Origin of the sequence: Moritella sp. F3, assembly GCF_015082335.1 — a bacterium.
Taxonomy (GTDB): domain Bacteria; phylum Pseudomonadota; class Gammaproteobacteria; order Enterobacterales; family Moritellaceae; genus Moritella.
On record NZ_BLRL01000002.1, the window covers coordinates 683,181 to 700,823 of the forward strand.

The following is a 17,643-nucleotide window of genomic DNA, read 5'->3' on the forward strand; positions in this document are numbered from 1 at the left end:
TGTGACTTTGATAACAAAATAATGATGCTATAGCTCAACGAGCTTAATGTCGCTTGAACAGTTAAAAATAGTCATAATTAAAGCTAGCTTGCCGCTTTAATCGATAAAAACTGCTGTATATGTTGTGATATATCATTTATCTGTTGCGGCGTAACCGTATGCTCTGCAAGGTAGCTATGATACTGAGGTTGAAAGCCAAATGATGCTAAATGTTTCATTGCATCCAATCCCAGCGATTCAGCAACCACAGGATCCGCACTACCATGGTAGATGTGGATAGGTAATGTCAGATTATTTTTATCTAATTTAATCGTTTTAGCGGTGGCAAAATAACTCGACATCACCATCAATCCCGCGAGCGGTTTAGTAAAGGTTAACGCACTTTGATAAGCAACCGCGCCACCTTGAGAAAAACCTGCAACAATTATCCGTTTACTATCAATACCACGGTCAATCTCACGCTGGATCAAGTGTTGTACTTGTTCAACACTGCTCATTAAACCTGACATATCAATTTTACGCTCCAGCGTCATCGCCAAGATGTCATACCAAGCTGGCATTCTGTAACCATTATTAATCGTTACATTGATTTCTGGCGCATGCGGAAAAACATAACGCACTTGATGTTCACTCGACAATGCAATCATCGGCACTACACCCGCAAAGTCATGGCCATTAGCACCCAATCCATGTAGCCAAATAACACTCGCGTTTGCAGCCTGCTTAGGTTCAATTTCCACACAAGGTAAATATGTCATTCTGTTTCCTTACAATTAAGTCATTTTAAGAGGATATGCTATCGTATAAATTCACAACGAAACAACGATAACCATGTTAACTGACAACAAAGTGGTTATAATAGCGAAGTTATCTTTATTTATGGTGAGTTATTTAATGAGAATTTGTAGTGTTGAACTAGCAGGCAATGAAGTAAATCTATGTTTCCTATCTTTAAAAGACGGAATGTTTGAACTTATTGAATGTCGTAAAAGAAAAATTACCTTAGCAAGTTCAACTGAAGCGTATCAAATACGTCAGTTTCATAAAGAATTTGCCCAGTTAATGACAGATTATAAAATTGAAAATGTTGTGATCAAAGAACGTCTAACAAAAGGCAAGTTTAGTGGTAGCTCAACAAGCTTTAAAGCTGAAGCGGCAATCCAACTTGTAACTGGTGTTGAAGTGAGCATGGTTTCACAAACGTTCTACAAGCAATTAGTACAAGATCACCCAATCTTTGTTGATTTTGCTGAAACAGGTCTGAAAAAATTCCAACAGAATGCATTCACACTTGGTTGCCTATTCTTAAACGAAAACGCAGCAAAAAACAGCCTTTAATTACAACTCGTTGTAAAAGCACAAGGTTGCAAGCAGACTATGCTTTTAGTCTGCTTTTTTTTACCTTATTTTTAATTATCCGTCTACTGACGTTTATTAAAGTCGTGTTAATTAAAGCTCTGAAAATTAAAGTTCAGTAAATAAGTCTGGCTGTAACACCTTAATCTTATCCACTATATCTGTAGGTACCGGCATTTTTTTATGGGCCTGGTAATCTACAAATACAATCACGCCTTCCCCTTCAGCAACGACCCGTTGCAAAGTATTACTCCACACGGCATATTTCATGATTAACTTATGCGCTGCAAATTCAGACACTGTCGCACCGATTTGAATGGTATCAGGTGACTTTAATGGTGCTTTAAAACGGCAATTTGTCGCAGCCAAAATAGGTCCAATACCGTGTTCTTGCATATACTTCATTGCTTCGATTTGTTCAAAGTAACCTATACGCGCTTGCTCAAAATAACGAAAATACACGGTATTATTAACATGTCCAAACGCATCCATGTCACCCCAACGCACAATATCATCGACAATAATTGGGTACTGCTGTTTAAATTTATCCATTATGCTTAATTCCCTCTACCTACTCTATCGACTCAGTTATTTCAAGATGCTAAAACAACGGACCAAAGCGCGCTACAATTGGATTATGATCAGATGCCTCAGTTTCATAAGACGATGCATTCAACTGCTGCATACCTCTATAGTAAATATCATCGAGCGGATTACCAAATGCCGTTCTACGTACATCTTGTTGATAAACTGATTTTTGCAATTCAACGCTGGTTGTCATTAAATGCAATTGATCTAAGCGTTTATTGGTCCAAGTATTAAAGTCACCAGCCATGATCACAGGGCCATCATGCTGGCGGATCACCGCAATGACACCTTCAAGTTGTTGCGTAAACTCATCTACACCTAAGGTGAAATTAATCATGTGCATGTTGGCAACAAGCAATGGTTCATCACTACCAGCCCAAGGGTAATAACTAATTAATGACGATTTAGGGAAGCGTAACCATGGCTCCGTTATCGCTTGCTTGCAAACAGAGATAGGCGCGACACGACTTGCCGTTAATACACCCATCGATTGATTATAAACGCTAAATGCTTCAACTTGAGTCCAGCTTAATTGATGCTGTTCCATCAGCTGTGCTAACAAAAAGCTTAACTTTGCTTCTTGTAAAATAATCAAATCATTCTCTTCAATTAACGCTGTCAATTCACGACGCCAATTATCATCTTCTTGCTTATAAATATTCCAATCAGCAATACTAAATTCAGCAGGTAGCTCATCACTTGTCACCATCGAATTATCTATAAATGCCGGACACGTCACGACCGTATCTGTGATAAAACCAGCTTGTTCGCTATTTTCAGATGTCGCGCCAGCAACTTTCCAGGAAGAATGTAATTTGGGGATGTCGGCAATATCAAAACAGCCCGACAGGGAAAAGACTAGCGTAGAGATAGCAGCAATACGAGAAAAGGAATAATTCATGTTAAAGTCACGTAATCAAAAATATACTTTATTATACGTAATAAAATAGGATTAACTCAAAGCTAATCGGGAAAATAAACATTATTATCTAAATTTAAGCCGATTAATTAGCGAGTTCGCCGTTAATGAATACTCACTAACGGCAATACGCTAACGACCTAGTGGTCAATTAAGCCAATAAACCCATCATAGAAAGAACCTGAAAACTAACCACACATACAGCAAATGCCAATACTGCCACCATACGAGCATGGCCACCGGGTACTAGGAAGTCAGTAGTCGGTAAATGTTTACGAGCCTGAAATGCTAACGCGACAGGCGTAAATAAAGCGAATACCGCAGCAGCAAAACCCGCATAACCAATCGCATAAATAAAGCCATTAGGAAATAATACTCCACCAATCATCGGTGGTACAAAAGTAACTAATGCCGTTTTACTACGTCCAGATAAAGTGTCATCCAATTTAAGCAGGTCGGTTAAGAAATCAAACAAGCCTAACGCCACACCCAAAAATGATGTCGCAACAGCAAAGTTAGCAAACAACTGTAACGTCACTGCCAGCGTTGCACCTGAACCAGCAGACTCTAATGCCGATACTAACGCGCCCATGTTACCGCCAGCAGCAATCACACTAGCAAAGCCATCACGGCCTATAACAGTAAAGCTGGCTAACAACCAAATTAAATAAATAGTAAGCGCTAGCAAACTACCATAGCGAATTGAGCTAACAACTTTCGAGCTGTCTTTGTTGTAGTATTTAACCAAGCTTGGGATATTAGAATGAAAACCAAAGCACACCATTAGCGACGGGATTGCAGCCCAACTATAAGGTAGACGCTCAGTCATTTCAGCAAGCGGCTGTAATAATGAAAAGTCAGCACCGCTCAGTAAGCTGTAAATAGCAATACTAAACGTGATCACCATGCCACCTAACATTGCAGACGTAAAACGGTCAACAGCCTTAGTACTAAAGCTCACGATCAGACCAAGCAACACAGCAAATACAAAGCTAGCTACAGACTGATCGATATTGATACCTAAGCCTGACTGTAAACTGTGTCCAAGCATTGAGCCACCGCCAGAAATATACGCATAAACCAAGATGTAGCTAACGAACAATACAGACAAACCATTTAGCATGCGCAATGACGTAGGTAATAATGCTTTGGTCATCGAATCGAAATTCACACCATGCTTAAATTTTTGATTTGCTTCTAGTAAGTACAATGCAGAACTGTACATACAATACCAAGACACACATAAGAACAATACCGCCCAACCAAACCACATGTTTGAGGTTAATACTGGCAGAGAGAACATCCCAGCACCAATGCTGGTACCTGTAATAATAAATACACCACCGAATGCCGATGGTTGTGCGTCCTGATTTGCTGTCATTACTTCCGACATAGTCTTACTTCCCAATTAATAATGTTTGTAATAATTTCTTTTCTTTTTCACTCATTGATTTCAAGTTATTAGAACCACGAGTAATAGTAGCAATGCTGATACCGTGTATTTTAGCTATTTCACGCTGTGATCGCTGTGCAAGTAATAGTTCTTTATAAACCAAAGTACGTGCATTAATAGCGTTTAATTCTTCTGGTGAAAGCAGTAAAGGTAAAATTAGAGATATGTCTTCCTCACTAGAGATCGTACGGAATAATTCATTAATCATCATCAATAAACCTTGCTGTTAAACTGTAATGACGTAATGGTACAGCATTACACACTTGACGATCAAGTTTAATGTGAATATCACAAAGATCCGCGTTACATTATATAATCAACAATATATGAAATAAATTGCACAAATTTACACCTGGAGATACAATATTCAATAATATTTTATTCTTATATAAATAATTCTTACATAAATAGATTACTCTAGGTGCCTGGATGATTTGGTTATCACTACAAGCAATTAAACTTCTGATTGTATTATCTCTTTTAGCTAAACATAAAATTGAGCAGAAATATAACACCTAACGCTTTAGTACCAAGGACAATAAATGTTTAAAAAAGAAGGTTTTGGCACTAAGCTACGTCAGACTCGTAAAGACAATAAACTGTCTCAGTTTGACTTTGTATCACAGCTAGCTAATTCACATAAAGAATTTACAGGTCTGTCACAGACCACATTATCTCTCTGGGAAAATGGCAAACGTGAACCCTCTTTTTTACGCCGTATCGCTATAGCTCGCTTTTTTGCGGAAGGTTATGAGATGAGTGAGCAAGAAAAAAAATTCGTTAGTAAAACCAAAGCCACCGAAGTCGGCGGCAGACCCGCATTTTATCCGGTTAATATTACAGATATTGTTGCTGTAGACTTTGCTAGCTTGAGCGAGAAACAAGCGGACGTTGTGCATAAAGGGCATGAGCATTTTTATAATGAAGCGCTAACAGAAACAATGGCTGCTTTTCCACCAGCTCACTACACTGTTAGCTTATTGATGAATGAGAATGCAATCGTCGGGCATTACATTGCCAGTAATAGCGGTATGATCGTTTCTTTCTGTTTCATTGATAACAGTGTGGCGATTAAGATGGTGTTGGATTTAGATGGTAAGTTCACGACTGTGGTACTACCAACCCGCACACCAGCAATTGCGTCATTCTTTCAAGATCTGCACTTTGAACCTTACCCTACGGCATCACGCGTTAAGTTTTATAAAGGCTGCTTAAAAGACCTTTACAAGAACCCTTTCTTCAAAGACCTGCTAAACAATAACGCGGATCTAGTGCGTTTTAGTAAAGCGCAGAAGGGCTAAACGAATAAGACTCATGCTTCTGATGACTTATTAACATACGTTATAACGAAAAAGGCCCAGCTAATAAATTAGCTGGGCCTTTTTGCATCTATCTAAAATTAACTCAGATTAGAATACCATGTTCATTTGTGCTGAAACAATAATTGCTGTTGCTGTTGAAGTGAATTCTTCAAGGTTCGCAGTCGGTCCTTCTTCTTCTTCAAAAGTAACCTCTTCACCTAAGATATAAGCGGCGCCAAGATCAAAACTCATTGTTTCACTTGCCGCATAGCTCATACCCGCAGAGATTTGATGGCGGTTAGTATCAGGCATTGAAACAATCGCTTCACCAGCTTGCTGATCATATGCATAACCAGCACGCAATGTTACAGACTCAGAAACATAAGCCGTTGCACCTACCGCATAGCGCATGCTATCTGAATAATGTAAATCTTTCTGGAAACATACGCCATTCTCAAATGGGTCAAATGGTGAATTAGGATTACTCCCACAATCATTACTGGTTGCTTTTAATTCTTCTAATGAGCTCCATTGTGTCCACATAGCACTATAATGCACAGCAAAAATATCGGTCAACTTATGATAACCAGCTAATTCAGCAATAGCAGGTAAAGTTATATCTACAGTACCAGTGACTGTTTCAGGATCTGCAGGTTTAAATATTCCTGACTCTCCAGGAGAAAAAGCACCACTCCCCGAAAAGTCACCTTCAAAACCCATATCTACTGAAGAGCGATACGTTAATGCTAAACGGTTATTTTCATTAAACGTAAGTAGAGTACCCACATTCCAACCATGACCTATAGCATTACCCGCCATATCAAATTTACCAAGGCTAAAACCTCTCTTCATTTCAGCTTGACCAACTACTAGGTCATAACCAGCACCAATGCTTAATAAATCATTTACTTTATAAGCAATGTTGAAGCTGCTATCAATGGTAATGATACCTGTTGTACCACCAATATCACCATAAGCAAATTCATCACTTATTTCAGTGCCTGTACCGTAATTTGAGAACATAGCAAAACCAACGGCTACTTTATCGTTGATAGGCATAATAGCGGCAAAACTTGGCACGAATTGGTTTGGAGCGTAATCTTCTTCAGTTTTCTTTTCTGCGCCATCGGTATAATCGGTATTAACATCAGGGGCAATGAAAGCAAGTTGACTTGATACCGTTATTTCATCAAACATCATCATTGCAGCCGGGTTTTTAGTGAGTACTAAAGCAGTATCGGCGATTGCGCCTTCACCTGCGTTTGCACGGCCTAAACCTGTTGCTGAATGTTCACCAACTTGGAAACCAGCTGCTAGTGCAGATACTGACGTAGTTGCTAATGCCAGCGCGATTGCTGAACCAAGGTATGAAGTCACTCTCAAATTGCGTTTCATTACAAAATCCTGTTGTTTTTATTGGGTATGCCGAGGATGTTAAAGCGTTGTGACAGGTTGTAATATATCGTTTAGGATAAATTTTACCTAAACGACATATTTACCCATAAAGAGGGTACTTTAGTTAAAGTTAACGTATTTTATCGACACGTTCACGACAAATAACCTAGTGCATAAACTCTAAACTGAGATTTGAAGTTTAAATAATAAGAAAAATCCTACTAATGACGCTAATAACAGGAGGGAAATTACATATTTCAGTAGCAACGCACGAATGTGTTATTATAACGTCCTGTTTGAAATCCAGTTCGACAATTAATGGCCAACAGTCTTAGTTGTCCATACGAAAAAACAACCAGTTACAATTACCACGACGTAAATGAAGTCATCAAATTAAATAACGACAAGAGCTATTCATAATGATCAACCAAATGTCCGTCCTTCGTTCTACAGTTCACCCAGATGTCACAGCACCTAAAAATACAGATCAACGAATTGCTGCACGTGGCATCATTACTCAAGGTGAAGAGATCTTACTTATCTTCACCGCCCGCTACCATGATTACAGCTTACCCGGTGGCGGCATGCATGAAGGTGAAGACATTGTTAGCGCGCTAATTCGTGAAGTAGAAGAAGAGACTGGCGCTGAAAACATTCATAACGTCGTCCCTTACGGTTGTTATGAAGAAATGCGCCCTTGGTATAAAGGTGGCTTTGACAGTATTCAAATGCTTTCCTACTGCTTTACTTGCGATGCCAACAAACAGTTAGGCTCGCCAAGATTAGAAGAAAACGAAATCAAAAATGGGGTGAGCGCAATGTGGATCAACATCCATGAAGCTATTGCACATAATCTTGAAGTAATCAAAAGCTATCCAAAAGCGGGTTTATCCATTGAACGTGAAACCTATCTATTACAAAAAATAGCGAAAGAGCTTGTAGCGGCATAATCATTTATCTTAAATAAGATAGCCACAAATATATTGTAAATTTACTACTGGTTGTTATTAGTTGTGCAACTACCTTTATTGTATTCTTAACTTAAGGATAGAATTCAATAAAGGTATCACCCATGCAATCAGAATTTAAATCTCAAATTAATATGCTACTGCTCGGCCTAGACATTATGACAGGCCTCTTCATTCTAGCCCTCATTGGTGGGATCATCAGTATTATCTACATGTACATTGTAGATAAGGGGCAAACTAAACAAGCCATCCGACATAACTACCCTGTCATCGGTCGGTTCCGATACTTATTTGAAAAACAAGGCGAATTCTTCCGCCAATATTTCTTCGCACAAGATCGTGAAGAAATGCCCTTCAACCGTGCTGAACGCTCTTGGGTTTACCGTGCTGCAAAAAATGTCGATAGAACCATCGCGTTTGGCTCCACCCGTAACCTCGATCAAGTCGGCACGATCATGTTCATGAATTGTGCCTTTCCAACACTTACTGAAGATGCGATCCCGCCGAAGGAGGTTACGATTGGCGCCAATTGCACTACCCCATATGCAACAAATTCTCTCTTCAATATTTCAGGAATGAGCTATGGCGCTATTTCAAAGCCCGCTGTATTAGCATTATCCCATGGCGCTAAACAGGCTGGTTGCTGGTTGAATACCGGTGAAGGTGGTTTATCTCCCCATCATCTTGCAGGTGGTGCCGATCTTGTTTATCAAATAGGCACAGCCAAATATGGGGTTCGTGATGACAATGGCCAACTAAGTGATGAAAAATTAAAATCCATTGCAGCAATAGAACAAATTAAGATGTTCGAAATAAAACTCAGCCAAGGTGCTAAACCAGGTAAGGGCGGCATTTTACCTGGGAAAAAAGTCACGCCTGAAATCGCCAAGATCCGTGGGATCCCAGCCGGTGAAGATTCGATCAGCCCTAACGCTCACCCAGAAATGAAAAATGTCGGTGATATTCTTGATATAATTGCTCGGATTCGCCAAGTAACAGGTAAACCAGTAGGCCTGAAGTTTGTACTTGGTCACAGCCAGTGGATGGATGATTTATTAACAGAAGTAAATAAACGAGGTGTCAATTCAGCGCCAGACTTTATGACATTAGATAGTGCAGATGGCGGTACAGGCGCAGCACCACAACCCTTAATGGACTACGTCGGGTTGCCATTAAAAGAAAGCTTACCTTTATTAGTGAATATGCTAGAGAAATATAACTTACGTGAACAAGTTAAAGTCATCGCATCAGGAAAATTAATAACCCCGTCCAAAGTAGCCTGGGCATTAGCGGTTGGCGCTGATTTTATCGTATCTGCTCGCGGTAATATGTTTGCACTCGGCTGCATTCAGGCTTTACAGTGCAATAAAAATACCTGCCCAACAGGAATTACAACGCACAACCCCAAGCTACAAGAAGGATTGAACGTACAAGACAAAGCACAACGGATCGCCAACTATAATAAATACATCCATTATGGTGTGGGATTAATTGCGCATTCTTGCGGTGTCAATGAACCGCGTAAACTCCGTCGCGATCATGTGCGTATTGTCACTGAAAATGGTCTTTCTATCGCACTTGATAAGCTTTATCCGATAGAATAAATAACTCCTCAAGCTGAGCTTAGGTTTTTGTTTTTAATACTTTTTAACCAATTTCAAATCTAAGCTAAAATAACTTGTTCTCTTGGTTAATATTTCTAATAGTTCAGCGTATAACTGTATTCCTGGCAACCGATTTTAACGATCGTAAAGAAAGGGAATTAAAATGAAGCTATTAGTCAAACAAAACGTGGGGGATATTCATAAAGACCACTTGAAAATTTTAGACAATGTTATCACCTTCTTACAATACAATATTGATGACCTTGAATTCCTTCCTTTTAACCTCGGTGAAGAACAAGATGATTACCAGCAAGCTTTTCAGCGACAAACTGGGATCATCTTTACGCCTGCTAATTATCGTCATTATCGCTTACGCTTATTATCGGTTGTTGATGCGCTGCTTTATATCCATACATCATCTAATGATAGTGATGCTTATGAACTTTCTTACAATTTAAGCTCCATCCATCCTAAACCGGTATTTTTTGCAGTCTGGCGTGGTGCTCCAATCAAAAGCCCACTGCTAAAAGAACTAGATCAAGACTACCCTGTTACCTATTGCCAGTTCAGTCACCCGAGAGAACTACTCGAGGGTTTTAAACTGTTTTTACAAAAACACGGCAAAGCAATGCCAAACAATCAATTTGAAAAAGAATTGATATCCTGAATTCAATGATAAAGGTAATTTCTAGTGCTCTCTAAGCATAATTAATTTTCAATAACTCTGGTTATGGTGATAAAAGTGAAGATAACGACTTATACAGATTTTGGTATACGCACATTAATGTATTTATCCACGCTACCAAAAGGACAACGTTCAAGTTCTGCAGAAGTAGCTGATGTATATCAAGCATCACGAAACCATATTGCAAAAGTGATTGCTCACCTCTCTTCGTTAGACTACATCAAATCATCTCGTGGAAAAAATGGCGGGATATGGTTAGCAAAATCAGCATCCGAAATTAATGTTGGGCAGTTGGTTCGCGCATTAGAAAATAATTTAAGAGGGTTTGATGATAATACTTCAGACAACGACCTAGTGCCTACTTATCAGTTAAAAAATGTATTACAAACCGGTATAGATGCTTTTCTTAACACACTTGATCAATACAGTCTTGCTGACTTACTTGATGAACAGCATGAATTTGAATCATTGTGCTATATGAAACAAGCCTAATCATGGTGGCAAGCGAGGATCATCTAAAATAATCGCAGGATTATCGGTATAACCTTTAAACCCGTTTTCAGCTTATTGTATTTTAAGAAAAAAATGCAATATTACTGCCTCATTTCCAACGTCTAATTGTTGACAACAATCTTTATCTGGGGCAATGTAGCGGCATAAAATACTACTTCTAGGATAGTTATTCTAGAATAAAAAACACTATTATGAATAGAAGGGAAATTTGAAATGGCTTTCGATGTAAAAATACAACTCAATAAAAAATTTACTGTAGTTGCAGATATCAATACAGTTTATAACCTTTTAGCTGATGTACCAGCGTCTACAAGTCACTTCCCCGATCTAGATAATTTGATCGAAGAAGCTGCAAATACTTTCCGCTGGGAAATGAAAAAAATTGGTCTAGGTCCAATTCAACTTCAAACAATTTATGCATGTGAATACATCTGTGATGCTGCAAATAAATCGATTGTTTGGGAACCACGTGACACCGCAAATAATAGTGCAAAAGTATCAGGTAAATGGATTCTAACTGAAACGGCAACAGGCTGCGATGTTAACTTATTAACAGATGCAGTCATTACCATCCCATTGCCTAGTCTTGCTGGTATCGGCTTAAAACCAGTAGTTAAAGTTGAGTTCGAAACACTGACTAATACATATATCAAAAACCTATCTAAAGCATTGTCTAAAGTCGCAACTACAGCATAATATCGCTTTCATGACATTACATTAAACTATTCCAAAGCCGAGTTAGGACGCTAACTCGGTTTTTAATAGTCTATCTCCTCATCCAATGACAGCCTTCAAATTAAAACCTGCAATATTATTGTGGATCTTCTTTAGAATAAAAAACAGACAACTAACAGCCATACCATGCAACTTTTGTAAAAAACAGCAATATACACCGCATACTCAAAATATAAGCATTTAACTCTACAGCGGCAACCCCAACTGAAATGTTTAACCAACAATTAACAATTCATAAGTATTAACTAAATAAATAACCACCATTTTAGAGTTATCCTCTGAATAAAGAGCTTATATCGGTGTTTTTAATATGTTATTAGTATGTACATAACTATTATGTACATAACCCAGGATGGGAAAATGACAACAAGCACAAAAATTGATAACCGCTGGTCTAGCGAATTTAAATACGTACTTGCAGCAGCAGGCGCAGCTGTAGGTTTAGGCAATCTGTGGAAATTCCCTTATATTATGGGCGAAAATGGTGGTGGTGCATTCGTACTCGTTTACCTATTTTGTATTCTGCTGATTGGTATTCCGGTCATGATGGCAGAAGTAATGATCGGTAAGCGCGCGCGTACATCTCCTGCAAATGCGTCAGCAACCATTGCCAAGGAATCAGGCGGTTCAAGTATTTGGTCACTACTCGGTGCATCTGGCGTTATCGCTGGCTCACTCATCTTAAGTTTCTACATCGTCATTGCAGGCTGGGCAGCTGCTTATATCTTCTTTGGTATCAGCGGAGACTTCCTTGCAACAGTTGGTTCTGAAATTGCTCATAAAGATGAAATTGGTGCGCTATTCACTGGTTTAATCACAGATACGACGCAATTAATCATCTGGTCTTCAGTCACAATCATTGCAGCAATGCTTGTATTGATTCGTGGTGTTAACGCAGGCTTAGAAAAAGCTGTAACTTACTTAATGCCACTATTGTTTATACTATTAACTATCATCATGGTTTATGCAGCAGCAACAGGTAACTTTGGCGAAGCAGCACAATTCATGTTCTCTCCAGATTTCTCTAAACTATCATTTGATGGTGTGTTAACAGCCCTTGGTCATGCATTCTTCACGCTAAGTTTATCATCAGGTATCATGATGGTTTATGGCGCATATATGCCAGAAGGTACATCTATCGCGAAAACGTCTATCTATATCGCGATCATGGATACAGCTGTAGCACTTATTGCAGGTATGGCTATCTTCCCAATCGTATTTGCTAATGGTATGGAACCTTCTGCAGGTCCGGGTCTACTGTTCGTATCATTACCTATCGCGTTTGGTCAAATGCCATTAGGTACTTTGTTCGGTACGCTATTCTTCGTCATGGTAACGTTTGCAGCATTCACATCAGTGATCGCACTACTTGAGTCTCCAGTAGCTTACCTAAATGAACGTCTTGGCTTAAGCCGCGCTAAAGCAACAATCGTTGCGGGTTGTACTATTTGGGCGCTATCGTTACTCACGGTATTCTCACTAAGTGGTGCACCTTGGGCTCAAGATGTTGTTATGGGTCTAAACTTCTTTGATGCATTAGATAAATTAACTGCAAACATCATGCTACCACTTGCAGGTCTATTTACTGCGGTATTAGTTGGTTGGGTTGTTAAAGAGAACATAACTCGTGAAGAGTTTGGTTTATCTGAAGTCGCTTATAAAGCGGTTATGTTCTGCTTACGTTACTTATCTCCAGTAGCCATTGCAATTGTATTCTTGCAAGCAGTAGGTCTAATTAGCCTTTAATCAATAAACACTAGATACTAAAAAGGCTTCTTAATGAAGCCTTTTTTTATATCTTAAATTTAGTATTAAGGTATTAACCTAGCCAAAGATAGCTCTTAATAACTGCATTACTTCTGTTGCACTTTTACCTTTTTCAACTTCAACAATCATTGAGTCACGCTTACTTTGTAAGTATGCAGGTAAGTCAGGTTCAGCTAATAAACGGTCTACCGCTTCAGTCGCGCTTTCTTTCGTGCGTTTCTGGCGTACAACACCAGTAGCACGAGTGCGTCCACCGGTTGTTGAACGAACCGCAACCGGCTTGTTTTTCAATTTAAGGTAATTAGATTTATCTGCAAAATCTTTATCCACAAAGAAGAACAAATCAAATAGCACTACACGGTTATTCCATAGATCAAGTTCAGTGGCATCTTCTGGCTGTGATGACTTAAACCAAGGTTGGCGGTGGATAGCTTCTATAATATCAAACCAGTAGCGAGAGAAATCAGTCGCGTTTAATTTAACTAAACCGAAACCTTGGCAAAGTGCATCGACTTTAGCTGCAGTAAGCACCATGAATACATCAGGTCGACGCATCGCTAATAAACGAGTCGCAGCAAATAAGCCTGCTTTCGCTTTATCTAATGTCGCAAACGCCGCACGATACAGTTTTACAAATTCGTTATAGTCAGCTTCAGTTACTTCGCCTTCTAAAGGAATAGCAGCGAGTGCGTCATCCAATAAAGCGGGAGTATGCTGTAATAACTCATGTAACGCTTTCGCACCACGTGTGCTACCAAATAGCTCAACATCAAAATCAAACTTTGTAGGTTCATGTGCTGATAAGTGCTTACCCGCAAATGCAAGGCGCTCAAGTTCAGACATATCCGCTAACGTGCTAATACGTAATGAGCTAATATAGTTTAATAACCGTAGGCGTTCAGTTAATGCTTGACGATCTGATTGATCAATAAAGAAGTTTTTTAGAAATGGCCAAGGCGTAATGCGAGAAGTCTTAACTTGACGGCAAGTAATCGCTTTCTCTAATAACTGTAATAATTTTTGTAACGGTTTTTCATGCTTTTCATCAAGCAAATCCATATTTATACCGTAACGTACATAATTATATAATTCATTACACCAGCCGAGGAAATCTTCAGGGCGGTTCGTAACTTTAACAGCCATTAAATTTAAGCTGATTTCAGTAACATAATCTACGATTTGATCATACTGTGCTGTTTCAACATCAGAGAGTCGCATTTCTTGCGGAGAAGTAATAAATTTTATCATTAAAGCGTCATTCCAGTCTAAATACTAAATACAATTGCAGAACTTATAAGTATAGGCTTAAGGATAAATTTTTAAACCTATACTTGGTTAAATTTTAAAATGAATAGTTTCGTCAACTTAGCTAAGTTAAAAACGGCTAATTTATATTCATTCAACAATAGAATATAGAATGCGTATTGAATGGTGATATTATCAAGTCATATCCCAATAACTAAGTTCACACAATGTCTGCCATAGATTTACAACTTTTAGCGCTTTTTATTCCTACCTTTTTCTTCGTTTCTATTACACCAGGTATGTGTATGACGTTATCGATGACTTTAGGCATGACAATCGGCGTAAAGCGTAGTCTCCACATGATGTGGGGCGAATTACTCGGTGTCGGCTTAGTAGCCATTTCAGCGGTAATTGGTGTAGCAACTATTATGTTGAAATACCCAAGTGCCTTTTCAGCACTTAAATATCTTGGTGGCAGTTATTTGATATATCTTGGCATCCAAATGTGGCGTTCTAAAGGCAAGTTGGCTATTTCTGATAGCACAGATTCTGAAAGTACAATGAAACCTCTTCAGTTAGCCAGTCAAGGTTTTGTCACAGCGATTGCGAACCCAAAAGGTTGGGTATTTATGATTTCGTTATTGCCGCCTTTTATCAATCCAACACAAGCATTAACACCACAATTATCAGTGCTTGTAGCTATCATCCTCATTACCGAATTTAGCTGCTTATTAATGTATGCCAGTGGTGGGCAAACATTACGTCTATTTTTACAAAAAAGTAATAATGTGCGTTTACTCAATAAAATCGCAGGTTCGTTAATGGTGTTTGTTGGGATCTGGTTAGCGACCGGATAAAGTTCGCACTAATCCTAAAAGATAGCTCTATTTAGTTAGGATAAATGCACTTTAACTAAAAATAAGTTTCATTCCCGTATAAATAATTGGCATAATAAATTATCTAATTATTTATACATTGCGAAGAGAATGATCAAGAACGTACCTTCAACTCTAAAATCAAAACGCATTGCAATTATCGGTGGTGGTATAGCTGGTAGTACAATAGCACTGCGCTTGGCTGGGTTAGACATTAATGTCACCTTATTTGAAGAAGGTGTTAGCTTAGTCAATGGGCCACCGGTATGCCATTTACATGCTGGCGGTAACCTTTACCCAGATATCTCCGATGAGCAATGCCTTACGTTATTAGAGCAATCGATCGCCACAATAAAGATCTATCCACACTGCATCAATAAACGTCCGACTGTTATTGCAATTCCCCAACGCGACGCCGGTAATATTGAAAAGCTACTACCCCGACTTGAACAGCTAACACAGCGCTACAAAACATTAATTCAAATCGATGACAGCAATAAAGTACTTGGTGATGTAGGTGATTACTATCAAATGTTTTCACGTGAGGATTTAGAGTTATTAAAAACAACGTCACAACCGTCAGAAATAACCAAATTTTCTGATTGGATGATTCCACTTGCTAAAAATCTTGATCTCAATACTGTCAAATTCCCATTATTGATGGTGCAAGAATACGGTTTAAGCTTATTCCGTATCGCTGCAAGCACAGAGCTTAGCCTGAACGCATCTAAATCTTGTAACTTACTCGTCAACAATAAAGTCATTAATGTTTCTTACACAGCCGATAAGACGTGGTTAATCAGCCATTCTGAAAATGGTATAGAGACAACTACAGAAGTTGATTACTTAATCAATGCTTGTGGTTATAGAACCGGTGTTATTGATGACATGGCAGATACACCAAAAGAACGTATGGTTGAATTTAAGGCCGCTTACATTACTCGCTGGCAGCAAAGCGAGCGTTGGCCTGAAGTTGTCTTTCACGGTCAACGTGGGACACCTGAAGGTATGGCACAATTGACGCCATATCCTGATGGTTATTTCCAGTTACACGGTATGACTGAAGAAATTACGTTATTTAAAAATGGACTTGCTAAAACGACAGCAGACAGTGCTCAACCTAAACTAGATAAAAGCTTTATTAATAAACTAGTCGAAGGTTGGGATCAGCAAGAGTCTGATAGCCGAACTCAAAAAGCGATTCATCATATTAGTCACTTCATTCCGAGTTTTAATAAGGCCACTATCGCTGGTAGACCTTTATTTGGCGCACAGCAAATACCCGGTAAAGATGTCTCACTACGTGCTTATGACGTGTCGTTTGAGGGCCAGCAATATGCTCGAGCTGAAATCGTTAAAGCTTCGTCAGCACTGACTGTTGCGGATCAAATAATTCATAAACTTTTTGATTATTCATATGAGCAACTCAGCGATATGAGTAAAGCAAATTTTGTCGATTTATCTGAAAGTGATATCGATACACTCGCATGCAATATAGCCCAAGATAGAAATTATCCTACATCACTCGCGAAGATCTAAGTAGTATTAGGCCAAACATTACGGGCCTATCTTTATCGTTAATGAATTACAGCTATAAAAAAAGCCTGGATCGTAAGATTCAGGCTTTCGTTGTTTGTTGGCAAAGAGAAAGTGGACGACTTTTTACAAACCACAACTCGCGGCCTCCGGCGTGTCAGGCCGCTTATCTTTTTATAAAGAGTCTAACCAACTGAACTACCACTCTGCACAATCTGTATTTCTTGTATTCTTGAATTTCAGGCATAAAAAAACCTGAATCAATGATTCAGGTTTTTTTATTAGTTGGCGGAGTGGACGAGACTCGAACTCGCGACCCCCGGCGTGACAGGCCGGTATTCTAACCAACTGAACTACCACTCCGCACAATCTGTGCTGATATAATATCAGTCTTAATTTGGCGCTTGGCGATGCCCTACTCTCACATGGGGAAACCCCACACTACCATCGGCGTTATTACGTTTCACTACTGAGTTCGGAATGGAGTCAGGTGGTACCGCAACACTATGGTCACCAAGCAAATCTGGTTTGCTTTCTATAGAAGTTCTCACTTCGTTTTAAATCTGAAAAGCTATAAATAAAGAAGTCTTTAAAACATAAAGTGTTCAATCTATTCTTAAGTCGATTATTTCAATTAATCATACTTTAATTTGTATGGTTAAGCCTCACGGGTAATTAGTACAAGTTAGCTCAATGCCTCACA

17 protein-coding genes, 1 tRNA gene and 1 rRNA gene are annotated in these 17,643 nt (G+C 39.0%); 10 read left to right on the forward strand and 9 right to left on the reverse strand.

All coding sequences use genetic code 11. From position 1 onward, the window contains the following. Positions 1-83 precede the first annotated feature (83 nt). Positions 84-758, reverse strand: coding sequence for an alpha/beta hydrolase (locus tag JFU56_RS06160; RefSeq protein ID WP_198436381.1), 675 nt, complete (start codon positions 756-758; stop codon positions 84-86). Between the two features lie 136 nt (positions 759-894). Between JFU56_RS06160 and JFU56_RS06165 the strand changes: the two genes are divergently transcribed. After that, positions 895-1,338 carry a DUF3010 family protein gene (locus JFU56_RS06165; RefSeq protein ID WP_242065881.1) on the forward strand — a complete coding sequence of 148 codons (444 nt, stop codon included), beginning with the start codon at positions 895-897 and terminating at the stop codon, positions 1,336-1,338. A 126-nt stretch (positions 1,339-1,464) separates the two neighbouring features. On the opposite strand, the gene JFU56_RS06170 is transcribed toward JFU56_RS06165, so the two are convergent. The 4 genes from JFU56_RS06170 to JFU56_RS06185 all read right to left on the reverse strand — a co-directional run bounded on the left by JFU56_RS06170 (position 1,465) and on the right by JFU56_RS06185 (position 4,527). Continuing rightward, positions 1,465-1,908 carry a thioesterase family protein gene (locus tag JFU56_RS06170; RefSeq protein WP_198436383.1) on the reverse strand — a complete coding sequence of 148 codons (444 nt, stop codon included), beginning with the start codon at positions 1,906-1,908 and terminating at the stop codon, positions 1,465-1,467. Positions 1,909-1,957: 49 nt separating this feature from the next. After that, on the reverse strand, positions 1,958-2,845 hold the full coding sequence (locus JFU56_RS06175) for an endonuclease/exonuclease/phosphatase family protein (RefSeq protein ID WP_198436384.1): 888 nt from the start codon (positions 2,843-2,845) through the stop codon (positions 1,958-1,960). A gap of 169 nt (positions 2,846-3,014) precedes the next feature. Further along, positions 3,015-4,256 (reverse strand): aromatic amino acid transport family protein, encoded by a 1,242-nt coding sequence (locus tag JFU56_RS06180; RefSeq protein WP_198436385.1) that lies wholly within the window; start codon positions 4,254-4,256, stop codon positions 3,015-3,017. Positions 4,257-4,260: 4 nt separating this feature from the next. After that, positions 4,261-4,527, reverse strand: a complete 267-nt coding sequence (locus JFU56_RS06185) for a Trp family transcriptional regulator (protein WP_242065882.1) — start codon at positions 4,525-4,527, stop codon at positions 4,261-4,263. 331 nt (positions 4,528-4,858) lie between these two features. Here JFU56_RS06185 and JFU56_RS06190 point away from each other — a divergent pair, with 331 nt between their 5' ends. Then, positions 4,859-5,617, forward strand: a complete 759-nt coding sequence (locus JFU56_RS06190; protein WP_198436386.1) for a helix-turn-helix transcriptional regulator — start codon at positions 4,859-4,861, stop codon at positions 5,615-5,617. A 108-nt stretch (positions 5,618-5,725) separates the two neighbouring features. On the opposite strand, the gene JFU56_RS06195 is transcribed toward JFU56_RS06190, so the two are convergent. Beyond that, positions 5,726-7,012, reverse strand: a complete 1,287-nt coding sequence (locus JFU56_RS06195; protein WP_198436387.1) for an OmpP1/FadL family transporter — start codon at positions 7,010-7,012, stop codon at positions 5,726-5,728. Positions 7,013-7,431: 419 nt separating this feature from the next. Between JFU56_RS06195 and JFU56_RS06200 the strand changes: the two genes are divergently transcribed. From JFU56_RS06200 to JFU56_RS06225, 6 genes are all read left to right on the forward strand, one after another. After that, a complete protein-coding gene (locus JFU56_RS06200; protein WP_242065883.1) occupies positions 7,432-7,962 on the forward strand; it encodes an NUDIX domain-containing protein in 531 nt (176 codons plus the stop codon). A 122-nt stretch (positions 7,963-8,084) separates the two neighbouring features. Then, complete coding sequence (locus tag JFU56_RS06205) at positions 8,085-9,584, forward strand: FMN-binding glutamate synthase family protein (RefSeq protein ID WP_198436388.1); 1,500 nt, start codon at positions 8,085-8,087, stop codon at positions 9,582-9,584. Positions 9,585-9,747: 163 nt separating this feature from the next. Next, entirely contained in the window at positions 9,748-10,251 is a 504-nt protein-coding gene (locus JFU56_RS06210; protein WP_198436389.1) for a hypothetical protein, read from the forward strand. Positions 10,252-10,326: 75 nt separating this feature from the next. Beyond that, positions 10,327-10,761: an Rrf2 family transcriptional regulator gene (locus tag JFU56_RS06215; protein ID WP_242065884.1), complete on the forward strand. Its 435-nt coding sequence runs from the start codon at positions 10,327-10,329 to the stop codon at positions 10,759-10,761. A gap of 234 nt (positions 10,762-10,995) precedes the next feature. Next, positions 10,996-11,478 carry an SRPBCC family protein gene (locus JFU56_RS06220; RefSeq protein ID WP_198436391.1) on the forward strand — a complete coding sequence of 161 codons (483 nt, stop codon included), beginning with the start codon at positions 10,996-10,998 and terminating at the stop codon, positions 11,476-11,478. Between the two features lie 399 nt (positions 11,479-11,877). Beyond that, a complete protein-coding gene (locus JFU56_RS06225; RefSeq protein WP_198436392.1) occupies positions 11,878-13,263 on the forward strand; it encodes a sodium-dependent transporter in 1,386 nt (461 codons plus the stop codon). A 78-nt stretch (positions 13,264-13,341) separates the two neighbouring features. Here JFU56_RS06225 and JFU56_RS06230 read toward each other — a convergent pair whose 3' ends face one another. Beyond that, positions 13,342-14,532: a hypothetical protein gene (locus JFU56_RS06230; RefSeq protein ID WP_198436393.1), complete on the reverse strand. Its 1,191-nt coding sequence runs from the start codon at positions 14,530-14,532 to the stop codon at positions 13,342-13,344. Between the two features lie 224 nt (positions 14,533-14,756). Between JFU56_RS06230 and JFU56_RS06235 the strand changes: the two genes are divergently transcribed. Next, positions 14,757-15,386 carry a LysE family translocator gene (locus tag JFU56_RS06235; RefSeq protein ID WP_198436394.1) on the forward strand — a complete coding sequence of 210 codons (630 nt, stop codon included), beginning with the start codon at positions 14,757-14,759 and terminating at the stop codon, positions 15,384-15,386. 129 nt (positions 15,387-15,515) lie between these two features. Further along, complete coding sequence (locus JFU56_RS06240) at positions 15,516-16,943, forward strand: FAD-dependent oxidoreductase (protein WP_198436395.1); 1,428 nt, start codon at positions 15,516-15,518, stop codon at positions 16,941-16,943. Positions 16,944-17,226: 283 nt separating this feature from the next. On the opposite strand, the gene JFU56_RS06245 is transcribed toward JFU56_RS06240, so the two are convergent. Continuing rightward, positions 17,227-17,303: transfer RNA gene (locus JFU56_RS06245), tRNA-Asp, on the reverse strand. A 39-nt stretch (positions 17,304-17,342) separates the two neighbouring features. After that, positions 17,343-17,458, reverse strand: a 5S ribosomal RNA gene (gene rrf / locus JFU56_RS06250). Positions 17,459-17,643: the final 185 nt, after the last annotated feature.